The following is a 13,175-nucleotide window of genomic DNA, read 5'->3' as shown; positions in this document are numbered from 1 at the left end:
AAATAGTTCATTTCTGTTGCGCCAGCAAACCTACTCTTTGCACTTGATTCTGCTGCAGAACATCCATTACCTTGATGACTTCTTCATAGCGCACGTTTTTGTCGGCGGCAATCACGACCGGTTGTTCAGCGTTTTGTGCTTGTTTCTGTTTGATGGCCTCGATCAGTTGATTCTGGTCAACACTCTGTTCTGTTGAAGATATGGCACGATCGCGCAAGGAAAGGCTGCCATCCGCTTGTATGATTACTTCCAGGGGTACAGCTGGCGTTGCCAGCGATTTACCAATCTGTGGTAACTCAATCTGTCCGTGGTTGATCATGGGTGCTGTGACCATAAAAATGATGAGCAATACCAGCATCACATCAATGTATGGTACTACATTGATCTCATTCATTAATCGATGTTTGGCACGACGCGCCATAGAATCCTCTTATATCAGTTTATCCGGCTGCTCGCCGTTGCAATACATTGGACAATTCTTCCATGAAACTCTCGAACCGGGTTGCCAGCTGATCGGTGCTGCTGGCATAGCGATTATATGCAACCACTGCTGGGATGGCCGCAAATAATCCCATTGCTGTTGCAATTAAGGCTTCCGCGATTCCTGGAGCGACATGCGCGATGGTAGCTTGGGTGACGTTGGCGAGACTGCGGAAAGAATTCATAATGCCCCACACGGTGCCTAACAAGCCGATGTAAGGACTGACTGAACCAACGGTGGCCAGAAATGACAAGTGCGATTCCAGATAATCCATTTCCCGTTGATACGTAGCACGCATGGCTCTGCGAGTGCTTTCCATTACCGCGTCAAGATCAGATCCGGCAGCGTGCTTGTTAAATTCACCAAAACCGGCGGCAAAGATCCGTTCCAGACTTCCGGAGTCATAGCGTGCGCTCGTTATTCGCTGATGCAGCGCATTCAAATCGACTCCGCGCCAGAAAATATCCTCAAAATCATCCGTTTTCCTTATCTCATTGCGGATAACAAAGTGTTTACGAAAAATAAACCACCAGGAAAAAAACGAAATCAATACCAGAACCAGCATTACCAGTTGTACCAGTACACTGGCGCTAGCGATCAGATAAAGAAATGACATATCTTGTGTTACTGTTGTGCTCATGCGGACGTCCCAATTTTTTCACGAAGAGATGCAGGAATACTCACAGGTCTGAGTTTTACTGCATCGACACATACCACATGAACTGTGGCGTTTACTAATTTGATATGGTTACACAGAACTTCCTGAAATAGCGTAATGCGGCTTCTGCCAACTTCCTGAACAGCTACTGTTATATTCAGCAAATCATCCAATGTCGCTGGTTTGAAATACTCGACCTCAATTGAACGAATCATGAACAAGATTTTAGAGGTTGCAACCAATGTATTGGCATTAAATCCAAGTTCTCTAAGCCATTCATAGCGTGCTCGCTCCATGAAATTCAGGTAGGTTGAATGATATACCACTCCACCCGCATCTGTATCCTGATAATAGACACGAACCGGCAGTGAAAAGTAATTGGTTAACATACTAATGAATGACGCTAAGCCTTATTCTGATCGTACATCATTAGCAGGGAAAACCCCGGTCGATAAGTAGCGATCTCCCCGGTCACACGCGATGAAAACTAGGGTTGCGTTTTCAACGCGATCGGATACTTTAAGTGCTGCCGCCAGAGCGCCGCCCGATGAAATGCCTGCAAAAATCCCTTCTTCACGGGCTAATCTGCGTGTCATATCTTCGGCCTCGGGCTGGTTCACATAAATCATTTCATCGATCCGTTTCGCATCGAAAATTTTTGGCAAGTATGCTGGAGACCATTTGCGGATACCGGGTATTTGTGCGCCATCCTCTGGTTGCACACCGATTATTTTAATCGGTGTTTGCTGCTCCCTGAAAAATTTTGAGCAACCCATGATTGTACCTGTTGTCCCCATGCTGCTAACAAAATGGGTAATTTTTCCTTGCGTATCGCGCCAGATTTCTGGTGCCGTGCCTTCATAATGCGCCCGTGGATTATCCGGATTTGCAAATTGATCCAAAATGATGCCTTGGCCTTCGTCGCGCATTTTTTCCGCCACATCCCGAGCTTGCTCCATGCTGCCGGATTTCGGTGTCAGAATAATCTTTGCGCCGTATGCGCTCATGGACTGCCGTCGTTCAATGCTCAAATTTTCCGGCATGATCAATATCATGCGATAACCCATCATGGCGGCAGCCATCGCCAATGCAATTCCGGTATTGCCACTGGTAGCTTCAATCAGTGTATCGCCTGGTTTAATTTCTCCGCGTTGTTGCGCATGCGAAATCATCGACAATGCCGGTCGGTCTTTGACCGATCCGGCAGGATTATTACCTTCTAGCTTGATAAGAATGGTATTGGAAGTCGTTCCGGGTAAATGCTTGAGTCTGACTAAGGGCGTATTACCAACAAAATTTTCAATTGTTTTGTGCATGATGCAAACTTTACCATAGATGCATCAATTATCGCATAAGCTAACGGTATTGAAACAAAGTAATCACGCAAATAAAAACCCTCTCTGAATTATCTTCAGAGAGGGTAAATTAATCCACTACAAAAACTACTCCTGTTTGGCCGGAGCTTCTGTGGCTTTTTCACCTTCGACGGTAACTGCATCGCGAAGTTGCTTGATAGTTCCTTGACCAATACCGCTTACTTTCGCTAAATCATCAACGGAAGCGAAGGTGCCGCTTTTTTCGCGGTGCTCAATGATCGCTTTTGCTTTAGCAGGACCAATTCCTTGTAAAGATTCAAGCTCAGATTGTGAAGCTGTATTGATATTGACCGCTGCGAATGCAGTGCCAGTAAACAAGAATACCAGAGCCATCAGTAGAAACCATTTCTGCATAATATCTCCTTTATCAAAACAAATACTGATGCACAGAACAAAACAAGCGCTTCAGTTTTTGTGGATTAAAAAATACCCGAATACATACATTGCTATGCACGCAGGTCAAAGTGATATCGGATTTTGTAGAGATTAATTTAGGAAGTATATTGATTGATATTCATTAATCAAGCATTACGAAAGCGTGAATGTTTGACAATCAAAATCGTGGCCAGTGGCAAAACAAAACCAATGATCGTGACGGTAATCAGTAACTGCCCCAGATCGCTATAATCTGCCGGGATGGTTACTTGGCCGGAAACAGCATCCTTCACCTCACGTTTCACTTCGTAAATCTGGTTGAGATACTTGGTTCCGAGTTGCGAAGCCGATAGTGCCAGATTGGTGAATGAGGCCATTACAGCAAAAAAAGTGGCTTTAAGTTTTTCCGGTGCGGAATTGGCAATCCAGGCCAGCATTGGGATCATGGCAATCTGGCCGAGCGGAGATTCCAGTGCGGTATCAATCAATGCAATGAAGCGGGCATCGACCACTCCACCAGTCATGGCGGCTGTCCATTGATGTAGGCCAAAATACATACCTATGATCGGTAGTGAAAGAAATGTCCCTACGATAGTGAGAAAACCAATGATATAGGCAATCGAGCGCTCGGCCATGAAACGGCGGAAAATGAACATGCCAAATAGCGTTAATGTAGCGCCCACCAATGACAAAACGGCAAGAAATTGTTGATCAAAGCCCAGTTCGTCAATCATCCACCAGGTAGAGCCGGCACCGGGCCCGGGAATGGCGCGGAATATGAATATTAACACAGCCGTACCCACTAGCACGTTGCGGGCCTCGGGTTCAAGCTCGCCGGTTAATCGCCACATCAGAAATATGACAATTACCATGGAGATGACAAAAATGATCTCCTCGCTGCCGGGTATGCGACTTAAGCCAATGCTCAAGGATATGATTGTAAAAGCTAATCCGCCGCCCAGAATCCACCAGTTTACTTCCGGTGCTTCCGAGTGCATATTCAGTAACCTATCGACTTCCTGACGGCTGTGCCCCAACGCGAGAAAATGCTTGCGTTCGCGTCGGCGTAACCAGGATGCAAAAACAACGCCAAAGATTGAAATAAGCGGAATAATCAAGGCAAGCTCATATACCAATAAATACACGGTTTCTTTTTCCACTTCCGGCAGTGATCCAGCATCGCGGAGTATAAAAACATTGATAACGGATACCAGTACACCACCGCCGATAATGGCGACTCGTCCCAGGGTTTGCATCGTGACATGCATTAGCTTACGCTTCTCTAAATTCAGTTTATTGCCATTTTCATCGACACGCGGTACTGCTTCAACGGTCATGGCATCGGCAACCACATCCTGTAAAACATAACCGATCGGAGCCAGCAAGGCTGATGTTACAAACCAAGCTTCAACAGGGGCCATAGCGGTCATGGTCTCCGTATGTCCAAGCAAGCCAATCATGATCAACAGACTTAACATGATTAAACTGGCACCTAAATATACTAGCAAGCTCTTCCAGCGCCAGATCAGATCAACCAAATGCCCCATCGGCATTTTTAGCGCCCATGGCAACATCATCCAGAATCCTAGCATGGCCAGAAATTCGGCGGAAAGCCCAAGTTTTTCCTTGACGTAGAACGTGCCAACAATACTTGTCAGACCCGAGATGCCGGCGGCGACGTATACCATTAACGGTGGTAAATAAGACAATCGCATTTCACGTCCAAGGGCAAGAATATTGGCGCTAAACCATTGTGATATTACGGATAGAAAGCCGTTTTCCGATAATAGATTCTTCATGAGTTTGATGTTGTTTAAATTGCTAAATGTAGTTACTTTTGTTTGGGTCTTACACCGATTTGTACTGGAAAAGATTTTTCTTGTTTATTGCGAATGACTGTAACAGTTACCGTTGTCCCAGGTGGTAATGCGGCTACGTGATTAAGCATTTCCGATGAGTTTTTAAGTGATTTGCCCTCGATTGCAATCAGTATATCGCCTGGCTTCATTCCGGCTTTATCAGCCGGGCCGTCTTTGAGAATACTGGCTATCAAGGCTCCCGATGGACTATTCATATTAAATGACTCTGCCAGCTCTTCAGTCATATCTTGCATGCTGACTCCTAGCCAGCCACGGATTACGCCACCAGACTGGACAATTTGTTCCATAATTTGTTTGGCAGTATGAACAGGAATTGCAAAGCCGATGCCGAGCGAGCCGCCGCTGTTGGAATAAATTGCAGTGTTAATTCCGATTAGATTGCCTGCAGTGTCGGTCAGCGCTCCACCAGAGTTGCCCGGATTAATCGCTGCGTCAGTTTGAATGAAATCTTCAAAGGTGTTAATTCCCACTCGACTCCTGCTCAGTGCACCAACAATTCCCATGGTAACACTTTGACCCACGGCAAAGGGATTGCCCACAGCGAGCACGACATCACCTACCTTAACCTGTTGTGATTGACCAAATGTTATGGCAGGCAAATCTTTTAAGTTAATTTTTAGTACCGCCAAGTCTGTCTCAGGGTCGGAGCCAATCAAGCGAGCTTTGGTTTTTCTGCCATCAACCAGCGCAACTTCAACTTCGTCTGCGGTTTCGACGACATGGTGATTAGTCAATATATAACCATTAGGACTGACAATAACTCCCGAACCCAAGCTTGAAGCACGTCTTGGTTTGGATTCTAACTGGTCACCGAAAAATCTGCGAAACGTAGGGTCGTTTAGCAAAGGATGGATGGGCTCCTTGACTTCTTTACTGGTAAAAATATTGACGACAGAGGGCATGGCAATTTCGGCTGCTTTGGCATAGCTATCCGGTCTTTCTGATGTAACCGCAGGCGCAACTTCTCTTATGGTTACAGTTTCTCCTCGTGGTTTCCAGGAGAGTAAATCCGGTCGCAGTGTAGATACGACAAAAAAAATAGCCAGCAATACTGTTGCAGTTTGTGCAAAAATCAACCAAAGTCTGTACATCAAAGTGTATTACCCCACAATAAAATAGTCGTAGCGATGAATATATTGCGATGCAATATAAGAAACCAAGGAGGAAATCAATGAATCGAGATAAGCTGGAAAATCATCTGAATCAATTATTGGATATACCCCGCTTTCAAGATTATTGCCCAAATGGCCTGCAAGTGGAAGGGCGCAGCGATATTCATATGGTTGTTAGTGGTGTAACCGCTTCGCTTGATCTGCTGCAGGCGGCGCTGGCAGCTAAAGCAGACGCGGTTTTGGTTCATCACGGTTATTTCTGGCGTGGTGAAGATATGCGAATTACTGGTATAAAAAATCGTCGTATTGCTTTGTTAATGAGCCATCAGATCAATTTATTTGCCTATCATTTGCCGCTAGATGCACATTCGCAATTTGGCAATAATGCGCAATTAGGGCAAAAATTAGGGTTTGTTGAAAACGGCCGTTTCGGCGGGCAGGATATCATGATGCAGGGAGAACTCAAAGAAACCATGAGCTTGTCTACGTTAGGCCAGCATATATCACGAATCTTATTGCGTAAGCCAATGATAATCGGTGATCTTGATAAAGCCATACAACGTATCGCCTGGTGTACCGGTTCTGCACAAAATTATTTTGACGCGGCGATTCTGCAAGGTGTTGATGCCTATTTAACGGGTGAAATTTCAGAACAGAATGTTCATGCTGCGCGCGAATCGGGTGTCGCATTTATCGCCGCAGGGCATCATGCAACAGAACGCTATGGTGTGCAAGCTCTGGGCAATTACATTGCGCAGGAATTTGGAATACAGCATCAATTTATTGATGTTGAAAATCCGGTGTAATGGATAAGATTGACACAGAAGTCATACTGCGATAATTCTGATGCTGGTTTTATTCATCTTTGTTTTTATCTTCTTTCGTTTTTTTTCCTGAAAACATGGTCCACCAGATAATAAAGAGAAATAAACCCAATGCCACAGCTGCTTCGACTATTAATAACCACATAATTTAAGATTATTAGCTCATTATTGAATCAAGCTGTTACTTTAACTAAAATCAGATGAAAAACCAATTAAGTTTTGTCGTTATTGCTTCTTTTATATGGCTTGCTGCCTGCACTACCGGAAATATCAGTCCAACACCGCCACCGGCGCAGTCTGATGAAGTGATAACGTCGTCGAAGCCGCTGGCAAAGTCTATCCACAAGCGCGTGCAATGGTCTGCACTGACCGATTGGAACAATGATGATCTGTTTCCGGCATGGCAGACTTTTTTGCAAAGTTGTAGAGTCTTAAGCAAACAGCTCATTTGGCAGGAAAATTGCCGAATTGCCGCGTCACTGCAACATCCTAATAATTTAGCGTTAAAGAATTTTTTTGAAACTTATTTTATCCCTTATCAAGTTATTAATACCGATAATACTGAAGAAGGTTTGGTTACTGGCTACTATGAGCCTTTGCTGAAAGGGAGCAGGACATCTTCAGAGCGTTATCGTTTTCCAGTTTATGCTGCTCCCGATGAGTTGCTAACCATCGAATTAGGCGAAGCCTACCCGGAGCTTAAAGATCTGCGTCTGCGCGGGCGTTTGAATGGTCGCAAAGTGGTGCCCTACTACAGCAGAGCGGATATTATGAATAATCCGAAATTATTGAACGGATACGAGCTGTTATGGGTGGAAGACGAAGTTGAATTGTTTTTCCTGCATGTGCAAGGCTCCGGGCGGATAGTGTTCGATAACGGTGAAGTGATGAAAATAGGTTTTGCCGATCAAAACGGATTTCCGTATAACTCGATTGGTAAGCTTCTGGTGCAACGTGGTGAACTACCTTTGGAACAGGCATCCATGCAAGGTATCAAGCAATGGGGGAGACAAAACCCTAGTAAGCTAGCAGAGTTGTTACAGCAAAATGCGCGCTACGTATTTTTCCGCGAATTGCCATCCGATTTATCAGGTCCCATCGGTGCTATGGGCGTGCCATTGACTGCCGGCAGAAGTATCGCTATTGATCCGCTGTCAATCCCGCAGGGTGTGCCAGTGTTTCTGGCAACCACTTGGCCCAATACGAATAAACCTTTGAATCGGCTCATGGTGGCGCAAGACGTTGGTGGTGCGATAAAAGGTGGAGTGCGCGCAGATTTCTTTTGGGGGTTTGGCCATGAAGCCGGAAATCAGGCAGGAAAAATGAAGCAGGCGGGGAAAATGTGGATACTCATGCCAAAGGAATATCAGCCGGTTACGCTTACGCAGCAATAAAAAGCTTGCTGCAATTTATCAGCAAGCTTTTTAAGTTTCTTTAGGTTTTATTTGTCCTTGCTTGCGCTCTCCAGTTTTTCCTCAATGGCTGCGGCAGGAATCATTCCTCCAACAACCGAGCCATCAGCAAAAATTAGCGTCGGCGTGCCGGAAACTTTATTCTCACGGCCTGACTTTACCAAAGTTTCCAGCGGCGTTTCGCAGTCTTTTTCCGCTGGTGCAGTTCCTCTTAGCATAAAATCTTCCCATGCCTTGATTTGATTTTCAGCGCACCAGATTTTTTTTGATAACTCCATTGAGCCGTTAAGCACCGGGTAAAGCAGGTTATAAACCGTGACATTGGTGATGTTGATTAATTCTTTTTCCAGTTGTTTGCAGTAAGGGCAATTGGGATCCGTATAAACCGCTACTTTGCGTTTGCCATCGCCTTTGACTGCTTTGATGGCATGTTGCAGAGGCAGTGAATCGAATGATACACGCCGCGCAGCCTTGATTTCTTGGATGCGCTCATTGGTCATGCTAGCCCGAGTTTTGGTATCGATAATATGACCGAAAAAAAGATAATTTGCTTTATCATCGGAATAAAAGAGTTCGTCGCCTATAACGATTTCGTATAGACCTGAAAAAGGTGTTTTCTTTATGCTGTCAATTTTCTGACCTTCAAAATGGGGTTGAACAGCCTCCTTAACAGCTTCTTCATTGGCCCAGAGCGTTCCGGAAAAAAAACTTAATGATAGGATGAAAATGAAATGCTTTAAGTGTGTAGCCATGTCAACTCCAGTTTAAAAAGAAATTTAATTCAAAGCGTGCCGTATCAATCGATTTTTAATCAATGGCAAGTGATTGGTTATTTCAAGCCCTAAATTGCGTATGCGGGCTAATGTCGGATTGGGATTGTTGAATAATTTCTGCAAGCCATCCGTGACCCATTCCAGAGCCAGAATATCCTCCTTGCGTGCCAGCTCGTAACGCCGCAATAATATATAATTGCCACAATCTGTTAGCGCGTTTTGCGTGTTCAATATAGCCGCAAGTTCCTGTGTGTCGCGCAATCCAAGATTGACACCCTGACCCGCCAGCGGATGAATGCCATGTGCAGCATCACCGATTAGTACCAAGCGAGGCTTAACCAATTTTTTTACATGTACATAATTCAATGGAAAACCTACTGGCGGCGAAATCAGCTGCATTGTGCCCAGCGTATGTGAAGAAGCTTCTTCTACTTGCTGACAGAGTTTCTCCGCAGGCAAGTTGCGTAAAAAAGCCGCGTGATCTTCAGTGGCAGACCAAACCATGGATACGCGCTTTCCCGGTAGCGGGAGTAGCGCCAGTACACCATCCCGCCTGAACCATTGATGGGCAATCTGACGATGCGATAGTTCCGTGCTGAAATTGGCTACTACGCCAATTTGATGGTAAGCATGCCGCGATACCTCAATCTCAGCCTGTTTACGCACCCAAGAATTTACGCCATCTGCACCTATTATTAGTGCAGTTTCAAGTCGGGTGCCATCTGACAGCTGCACATCGACATGCGTGTCATACCAAGTGATTGCGGTACATTTTGCTGGGCGGAATATTTGTAAATTTTCTTTTGAAGAACTGAGTGTTTGCCAGACAGCTGTTTGCAACTGGCGGTTTTCAGCAATAAATGCCAATTCGGGTAAACCAATCTCGTACGCATTGAAATTAATATGTGCAGTATTATCATCGCCAAATACCGCCATCTCATAAACTGGTGCTACCCGCCCAGTTTCTATCAGCTGCCACGCCCCCAATTTTTGCAGGAAAGCAGCACTGCCCGGGCTAATCGCATACACCCGGCTATCCCAGCTCTCATCTTGAGGTACCGGCACGGATTCATGTGGTTCTATCAACGCTATTTTTAGACCACTATCTTTAAGAGCAGCTACCAAGCTTGCACCCACGAGTCCGCCACCGATGACTATGATATCGAATTTCATAGAATTGATTATACAGCTGCTTTGGTATGGACAGGTAACACAAAGTTAACCATCGTTGAAAGCTAATTTTGGGTTGTCCAGATCAACTGACAGTTGTGCATTTTCAATCGATAAATCAAAGCTACTGATTCATCTCTAAAGTATCGGTAAACATTACACAACACCCTGAGAATACGCAGAAACCCTTGTCATGTCACATTCTTGATCTTGACAAGCCATCCCCTCAAAGGCAAAATGCGACCCTTGTGCTTTAAGCGCATGGCGAATTAGCTCAGTGGTTAGAGCAGCGGAATCATAATCCGTTGGTCCGGGGTTCAAATCCCTGATTCGCCACCATTCTTATGGGCAAGGTTTTTAATGGCTAATCTTTTTAGAGCTATCACAAGGGATCGATCCGATGGCTTTTTCTCCGTTGTTATCAGCTAAGTCACTTCTTTTTTCTTCTGTTTTTTGTATCCCATACAGTACAAACTTAACCTTCGATAAGTTTACGAATATTATGCTCAATAGTCTGCCACAAGTTGTGTACTTTCGGCTTCGGAATGAATGCGCTATAGTGAATACTTTGGTTCAAATGTTGCGCTAGATTCGAAACTGCAGAGTTGTACATTATTTAGAGTCGATCAGGTTCTGTGTGTTAACGATTGGTTTAGTGTGTGATTTAATAAGTTAATAGTGTGAGTTTGATCTGAGATCTGTATCAAATTCATAAAGGGCAATCATGGCAAATTGGTTTAAAGACAACTCATTATCCATTGGACAAACTCCGTTAGTGCGGCTTAATCGGGTTGTTGATGGTGCGTCGGCAATCGTGTTGGGAAAAATTGAAGGGCGTAATCCGGCGTATTCGGTTAAGTGTCGCATTGGTGTGGCGATGATTGACGATGCCGAACGTAGAGGATTATTGGGGCCTGGGAAAGAAATTATTGAAGCTACCAGCGGCAATACGGGAATTGCGCTGGCTTTCGTGGCAGCCGCGCGAGGAATTCCGTTGACTTTGACGATGCCGGAAACGATGAGCGTGGAACGGCGTAAGTTGTTGGTTGCATTGGGCGCCAAGCTGGAATTAACCGAAGGCGTGCGCGGTATGAATGGAGCTTTGGCGAAGGCGGAAGAAATTGTTGCTTCTGATCCGGGGCGCTATGTTTTGCTGCAACAGTTCAAGAACCCAGCTAACCCGGAAATTCATGAAAAAACTACCGGACCGGAAATATGGAACGATACGGATGGTACTGTTGATATTTTTGTAGCAGGCGTGGGTACAGGCGGCACGATTACTGGCGTTTCTCGCTATATCAAACAAACCAGGGGTAAAGCCATTACTTCGGTGGCGGTTGAGCCTACTGCGAGTCCAGTATTGTCACAAAAGTGTGCTGGAGTTTCATTGGCGCCCGGGCCACATAAAATTCAAGGTATTGGTGCCGGTTTTGTGCCTGATAATCTGGATCTTTCACTGGTGGATGAAATCGAGCAAGTTACCAATGAAGAGGCGATACTATTTGCACGGCGCTTAGCGCGCGAGGAGGGTATTTTAGCTGGTATTTCCTGCGGCGCGGCTGTGGCGGCGGCAGTACGTCATGCTAAGCTTCCGCAGAATGCGGGGAAAACTATTGTAGTGATATTGCCTGATTCTGCTGAGCGTTACTTAAGCAGTATATTGTTCGAAGGTATGTTTAATGAACAAGGTTTGACAGCATAGTGAATACTACTAAGAGAACGCGCGATCTTTTATTGCGCAGCACACATCTGGATATAGATAGTATCGTTGCTGAATTGTGTGCATTACGCATGGCCTCATTAGAGAGCCGTAACCGGCATGATCGCCCGCCTAGGTTGCCGTCGCGTAGGATTCTGGCCAGTGTTGCGGAGGGTTTGAGTGCGGCTATGTTTCCTAATCGATTAGGTTCATCTGAATTGGCTGATGAAGGCATCGATCATTATGTCGGACATACGCTGAATATGACATTGCGTGAGTTGATGGTGCAAATTCAGCATGAGTTGCACTATAACTCTGGTTTGGAAGTTCTTGGCGATGAAGATCGTGCGCAATCGGTAGCAATTACGCAGGCATTTGCAAAATATTTGCCGAAAGTCCGGTGTTTGCTGGAAACGGATATTAAGGCAGCGTATGAGGGCGATCCGGCGGCACGGAATGTGGACGAGGTATTGGTTTGTTATCCGGGTATTATGGCGATTACGCATTACCGGCTAGCGCATGTTTTGCACGGATTAGGGGTGCCTCTGATTGCGCGTATGATTTCTGAGATTGCGCATTCTGTGACCGGTATAGAAATTCATCCAGGCGCGCAGATCGGTGGCAGTTTCTTTATCGATCATGGTACCGGTGTGGTGATTGGAGAAACTGCAATCATTGGACAGAATGTACGCTTATACCAGGCGGTTACGCTGGGCGCCAAACGTTTCCCGGTGGACGAGAATGGTACGCTGGTGAAAGGTAATTTGCGTCATCCCATTGTGGAAGATGACGTGGTGATCTATGCTGGGGCAACGATTCTGGGGCGCATTACCATAGGACGAGGATCGACGATCGGCGGTAATGTATGGCTGACGCGAAGCGTGCCGCCAGGCAGTAATATTTCTCAGGCACAGATGCGTCAAGAGGTGTTTGAGGGTGGTGCCGGGATTTGATCAATTGTTGACACCTTTAGGGATCACATGACTGCTGATAAAGTAATTCTCACGCTGGACGATGCCAAGAAAATAGCGATAGGTGCAGAATTGGAAGCGATACGGAATGAATGGCCAGTTGTCATTGCTATTGTCGATGATGGTGGTCATTTGCTTTATTTGCAACGTTTGGATCATGTGCAGTATGGCAGTATCGATGTGGCGATTGAAAAAGCGCGTGCTGCAATTGCCTTTCGCCGTCCGACCAAGATATGGGAAGAAAATATTTCGGAGGGGCAATTGCGTTACCTGAATTTGCCCGGCACCTTGCCGATTGAAGGCGGACTGCCGATTGTTGTTAATGATCAATTTGTCGGTGCAATCGGAGTCAGTGGCGTGAGATCTTTCCAGGATGCACGGATAGCTCAGGCTGGAATTGATGCGCTGTTGTCTTGATTTTCATGCGGAGAATTAGCAAAAGAT

Annotated in this window: 14 protein-coding genes and 1 tRNA gene; 6 read left to right on the top strand and 9 right to left on the bottom strand. The window is 45.6% G+C overall.

Annotation, left to right across the window (positions count from 1 at the left end):
• Positions 1-7: 7 nt before the first annotated feature.
• The 7 genes from tolR to QZV86_RS00650 all read right to left on the bottom strand — a co-directional run bounded on the left by tolR (position 8) and on the right by QZV86_RS00650 (position 5,861).
• On the bottom strand, positions 8-421 hold the full coding sequence (tolR, locus tag QZV86_RS00680; protein WP_295623357.1) for a protein TolR: 414 nt from the start codon (positions 419-421) through the stop codon (positions 8-10).
• A gap of 19 nt (positions 422-440) precedes the next feature.
• The gene (gene tolQ / locus QZV86_RS00675) at positions 441-1,121 is read right to left on the bottom strand and encodes a protein TolQ (protein ID WP_295623356.1); all 681 of its coding nucleotides are present in this window, start codon (positions 1,119-1,121) and stop codon (positions 441-443) included.
• Positions 1,118-1,528: a tol-pal system-associated acyl-CoA thioesterase gene (gene ybgC / locus QZV86_RS00670; protein ID WP_295623355.1), complete on the bottom strand. Its 411-nt coding sequence runs from the start codon at positions 1,526-1,528 to the stop codon at positions 1,118-1,120. The genes tolQ and ybgC overlap by 4 nt, the downstream gene beginning before the upstream one ends.
• A gap of 21 nt (positions 1,529-1,549) precedes the next feature.
• Positions 1,550-2,455 carry a cysteine synthase CysM gene (gene cysM, locus QZV86_RS00665; protein WP_295623354.1) on the bottom strand — a complete coding sequence of 302 codons (906 nt, stop codon included), beginning with the start codon at positions 2,453-2,455 and terminating at the stop codon, positions 1,550-1,552.
• 126 nt (positions 2,456-2,581) lie between these two features.
• On the bottom strand, positions 2,582-2,869 hold the full coding sequence (locus QZV86_RS00660; protein WP_295623353.1) for a helix-hairpin-helix domain-containing protein: 288 nt from the start codon (positions 2,867-2,869) through the stop codon (positions 2,582-2,584).
• Positions 2,870-3,036: 167 nt separating this feature from the next.
• Positions 3,037-4,689 carry a hypothetical protein gene (locus QZV86_RS00655; RefSeq protein WP_295623352.1) on the bottom strand — a complete coding sequence of 551 codons (1,653 nt, stop codon included), beginning with the start codon at positions 4,687-4,689 and terminating at the stop codon, positions 3,037-3,039.
• A 32-nt stretch (positions 4,690-4,721) separates the two neighbouring features.
• Entirely contained in the window at positions 4,722-5,861 is a 1,140-nt protein-coding gene (locus tag QZV86_RS00650; RefSeq protein ID WP_295623379.1) for a Do family serine endopeptidase, read from the bottom strand.
• An 80-nt stretch (positions 5,862-5,941) separates the two neighbouring features.
• Between QZV86_RS00650 and QZV86_RS00645 the strand changes: the two genes are divergently transcribed.
• Positions 5,942-6,688: a Nif3-like dinuclear metal center hexameric protein gene (locus tag QZV86_RS00645; RefSeq protein WP_295623351.1), complete on the top strand. Its 747-nt coding sequence runs from the start codon at positions 5,942-5,944 to the stop codon at positions 6,686-6,688.
• Positions 6,689-6,906: 218 nt separating this feature from the next.
• On the top strand, positions 6,907-8,100 hold the full coding sequence (locus tag QZV86_RS00640; RefSeq protein ID WP_295623350.1) for a murein transglycosylase A: 1,194 nt from the start codon (positions 6,907-6,909) through the stop codon (positions 8,098-8,100).
• Positions 8,101-8,147: 47 nt separating this feature from the next.
• Here QZV86_RS00640 and QZV86_RS00635 read toward each other — a convergent pair whose 3' ends face one another.
• Together QZV86_RS00635 and QZV86_RS00630 are read right to left on the bottom strand one after the other, a co-directional pair.
• Positions 8,148-8,870: a DsbC family protein gene (locus QZV86_RS00635; RefSeq protein WP_295623349.1), complete on the bottom strand. Its 723-nt coding sequence runs from the start codon at positions 8,868-8,870 to the stop codon at positions 8,148-8,150.
• A gap of 24 nt (positions 8,871-8,894) precedes the next feature.
• Complete coding sequence (locus QZV86_RS00630; RefSeq protein WP_295623348.1) at positions 8,895-10,064, bottom strand: UbiH/UbiF family hydroxylase; 1,170 nt, start codon at positions 10,062-10,064, stop codon at positions 8,895-8,897.
• Positions 10,065-10,324: 260 nt separating this feature from the next.
• On the opposite strand from QZV86_RS00630, the gene QZV86_RS00625 reads away from it, so the two are divergent.
• The 4 genes from QZV86_RS00625 to QZV86_RS00610 all read left to right on the top strand — a co-directional run bounded on the left by QZV86_RS00625 (position 10,325) and on the right by QZV86_RS00610 (position 13,148).
• Positions 10,325-10,400 (top strand) — tRNA-Met (locus QZV86_RS00625).
• Between the two features lie 385 nt (positions 10,401-10,785).
• The gene (cysK, locus tag QZV86_RS00620) at positions 10,786-11,763 is read left to right on the top strand and encodes a cysteine synthase A (protein WP_295623347.1); all 978 of its coding nucleotides are present in this window, start codon (positions 10,786-10,788) and stop codon (positions 11,761-11,763) included.
• A gap of 89 nt (positions 11,764-11,852) precedes the next feature.
• Positions 11,853-12,713, top strand: coding sequence for a serine O-acetyltransferase EpsC (gene epsC, locus QZV86_RS00615; RefSeq protein WP_292919328.1), 861 nt, complete (start codon positions 11,853-11,855; stop codon positions 12,711-12,713).
• Positions 12,714-12,740: 27 nt separating this feature from the next.
• Positions 12,741-13,148 (top strand): heme-binding protein, encoded by a 408-nt coding sequence (locus QZV86_RS00610; protein ID WP_295623346.1) that lies wholly within the window; start codon positions 12,741-12,743, stop codon positions 13,146-13,148.
• The last annotated feature ends 27 nt before the right edge of the window (positions 13,149-13,175 follow it).

Source organism: uncultured Nitrosomonas sp. (genome assembly GCF_902826915.1).
Classification (GTDB): Bacteria; Pseudomonadota; Gammaproteobacteria; order Burkholderiales; family Nitrosomonadaceae; genus Nitrosomonas.
Note: the sequence above shows the minus strand (reverse complement) of the source record. Positions and strands in the feature narration are given on the sequence as shown.

Excerpts from the sequence above, each read along its gene's own strand:
- tolR (WP_295623357.1), bottom strand. The coding sequence starts at position 421 with ATGGCGCGTCGTGCCAAACATCGATTAATGAATGAGATCAATGTAGTA.
- tolQ (WP_295623356.1), bottom strand. The coding sequence starts at position 1,121 with ATGAGCACAACAGTAACACAAGATATGTCATTTCTTTATCTGATCGCT.
- ybgC (WP_295623355.1), bottom strand. The coding sequence starts at position 1,528 with ATGTTAACCAATTACTTTTCACTGCCGGTTCGTGTCTATTATCAGGAT.
- cysM (WP_295623354.1), bottom strand. The coding sequence starts at position 2,455 with ATGCACAAAACAATTGAAAATTTTGTTGGTAATACGCCCTTAGTCAGA.
- QZV86_RS00660 (WP_295623353.1), bottom strand. The coding sequence starts at position 2,869 with ATGCAGAAATGGTTTCTACTGATGGCTCTGGTATTCTTGTTTACTGGC.
- QZV86_RS00655 (WP_295623352.1), bottom strand. The coding sequence starts at position 4,689 with ATGAAGAATCTATTATCGGAAAACGGCTTTCTATCCGTAATATCACAA.
- QZV86_RS00650 (WP_295623379.1), bottom strand. The coding sequence starts at position 5,861 with ATGTACAGACTTTGGTTGATTTTTGCACAAACTGCAACAGTATTGCTG.
- QZV86_RS00645 (WP_295623351.1), top strand. The coding sequence starts at position 5,942 with ATGAATCGAGATAAGCTGGAAAATCATCTGAATCAATTATTGGATATA.
- QZV86_RS00640 (WP_295623350.1), top strand. The coding sequence starts at position 6,907 with ATGAAAAACCAATTAAGTTTTGTCGTTATTGCTTCTTTTATATGGCTT.
- QZV86_RS00635 (WP_295623349.1), bottom strand. The coding sequence starts at position 8,870 with ATGGCTACACACTTAAAGCATTTCATTTTCATCCTATCATTAAGTTTT.
- QZV86_RS00630 (WP_295623348.1), bottom strand. The coding sequence starts at position 10,064 with ATGAAATTCGATATCATAGTCATCGGTGGCGGACTCGTGGGTGCAAGC.
- cysK (WP_295623347.1), top strand. The coding sequence starts at position 10,786 with ATGGCAAATTGGTTTAAAGACAACTCATTATCCATTGGACAAACTCCG.
- epsC (WP_292919328.1), top strand. The coding sequence starts at position 11,853 with ATGGCCTCATTAGAGAGCCGTAACCGGCATGATCGCCCGCCTAGGTTG.
- QZV86_RS00610 (WP_295623346.1), top strand. The coding sequence starts at position 12,741 with ATGACTGCTGATAAAGTAATTCTCACGCTGGACGATGCCAAGAAAATA.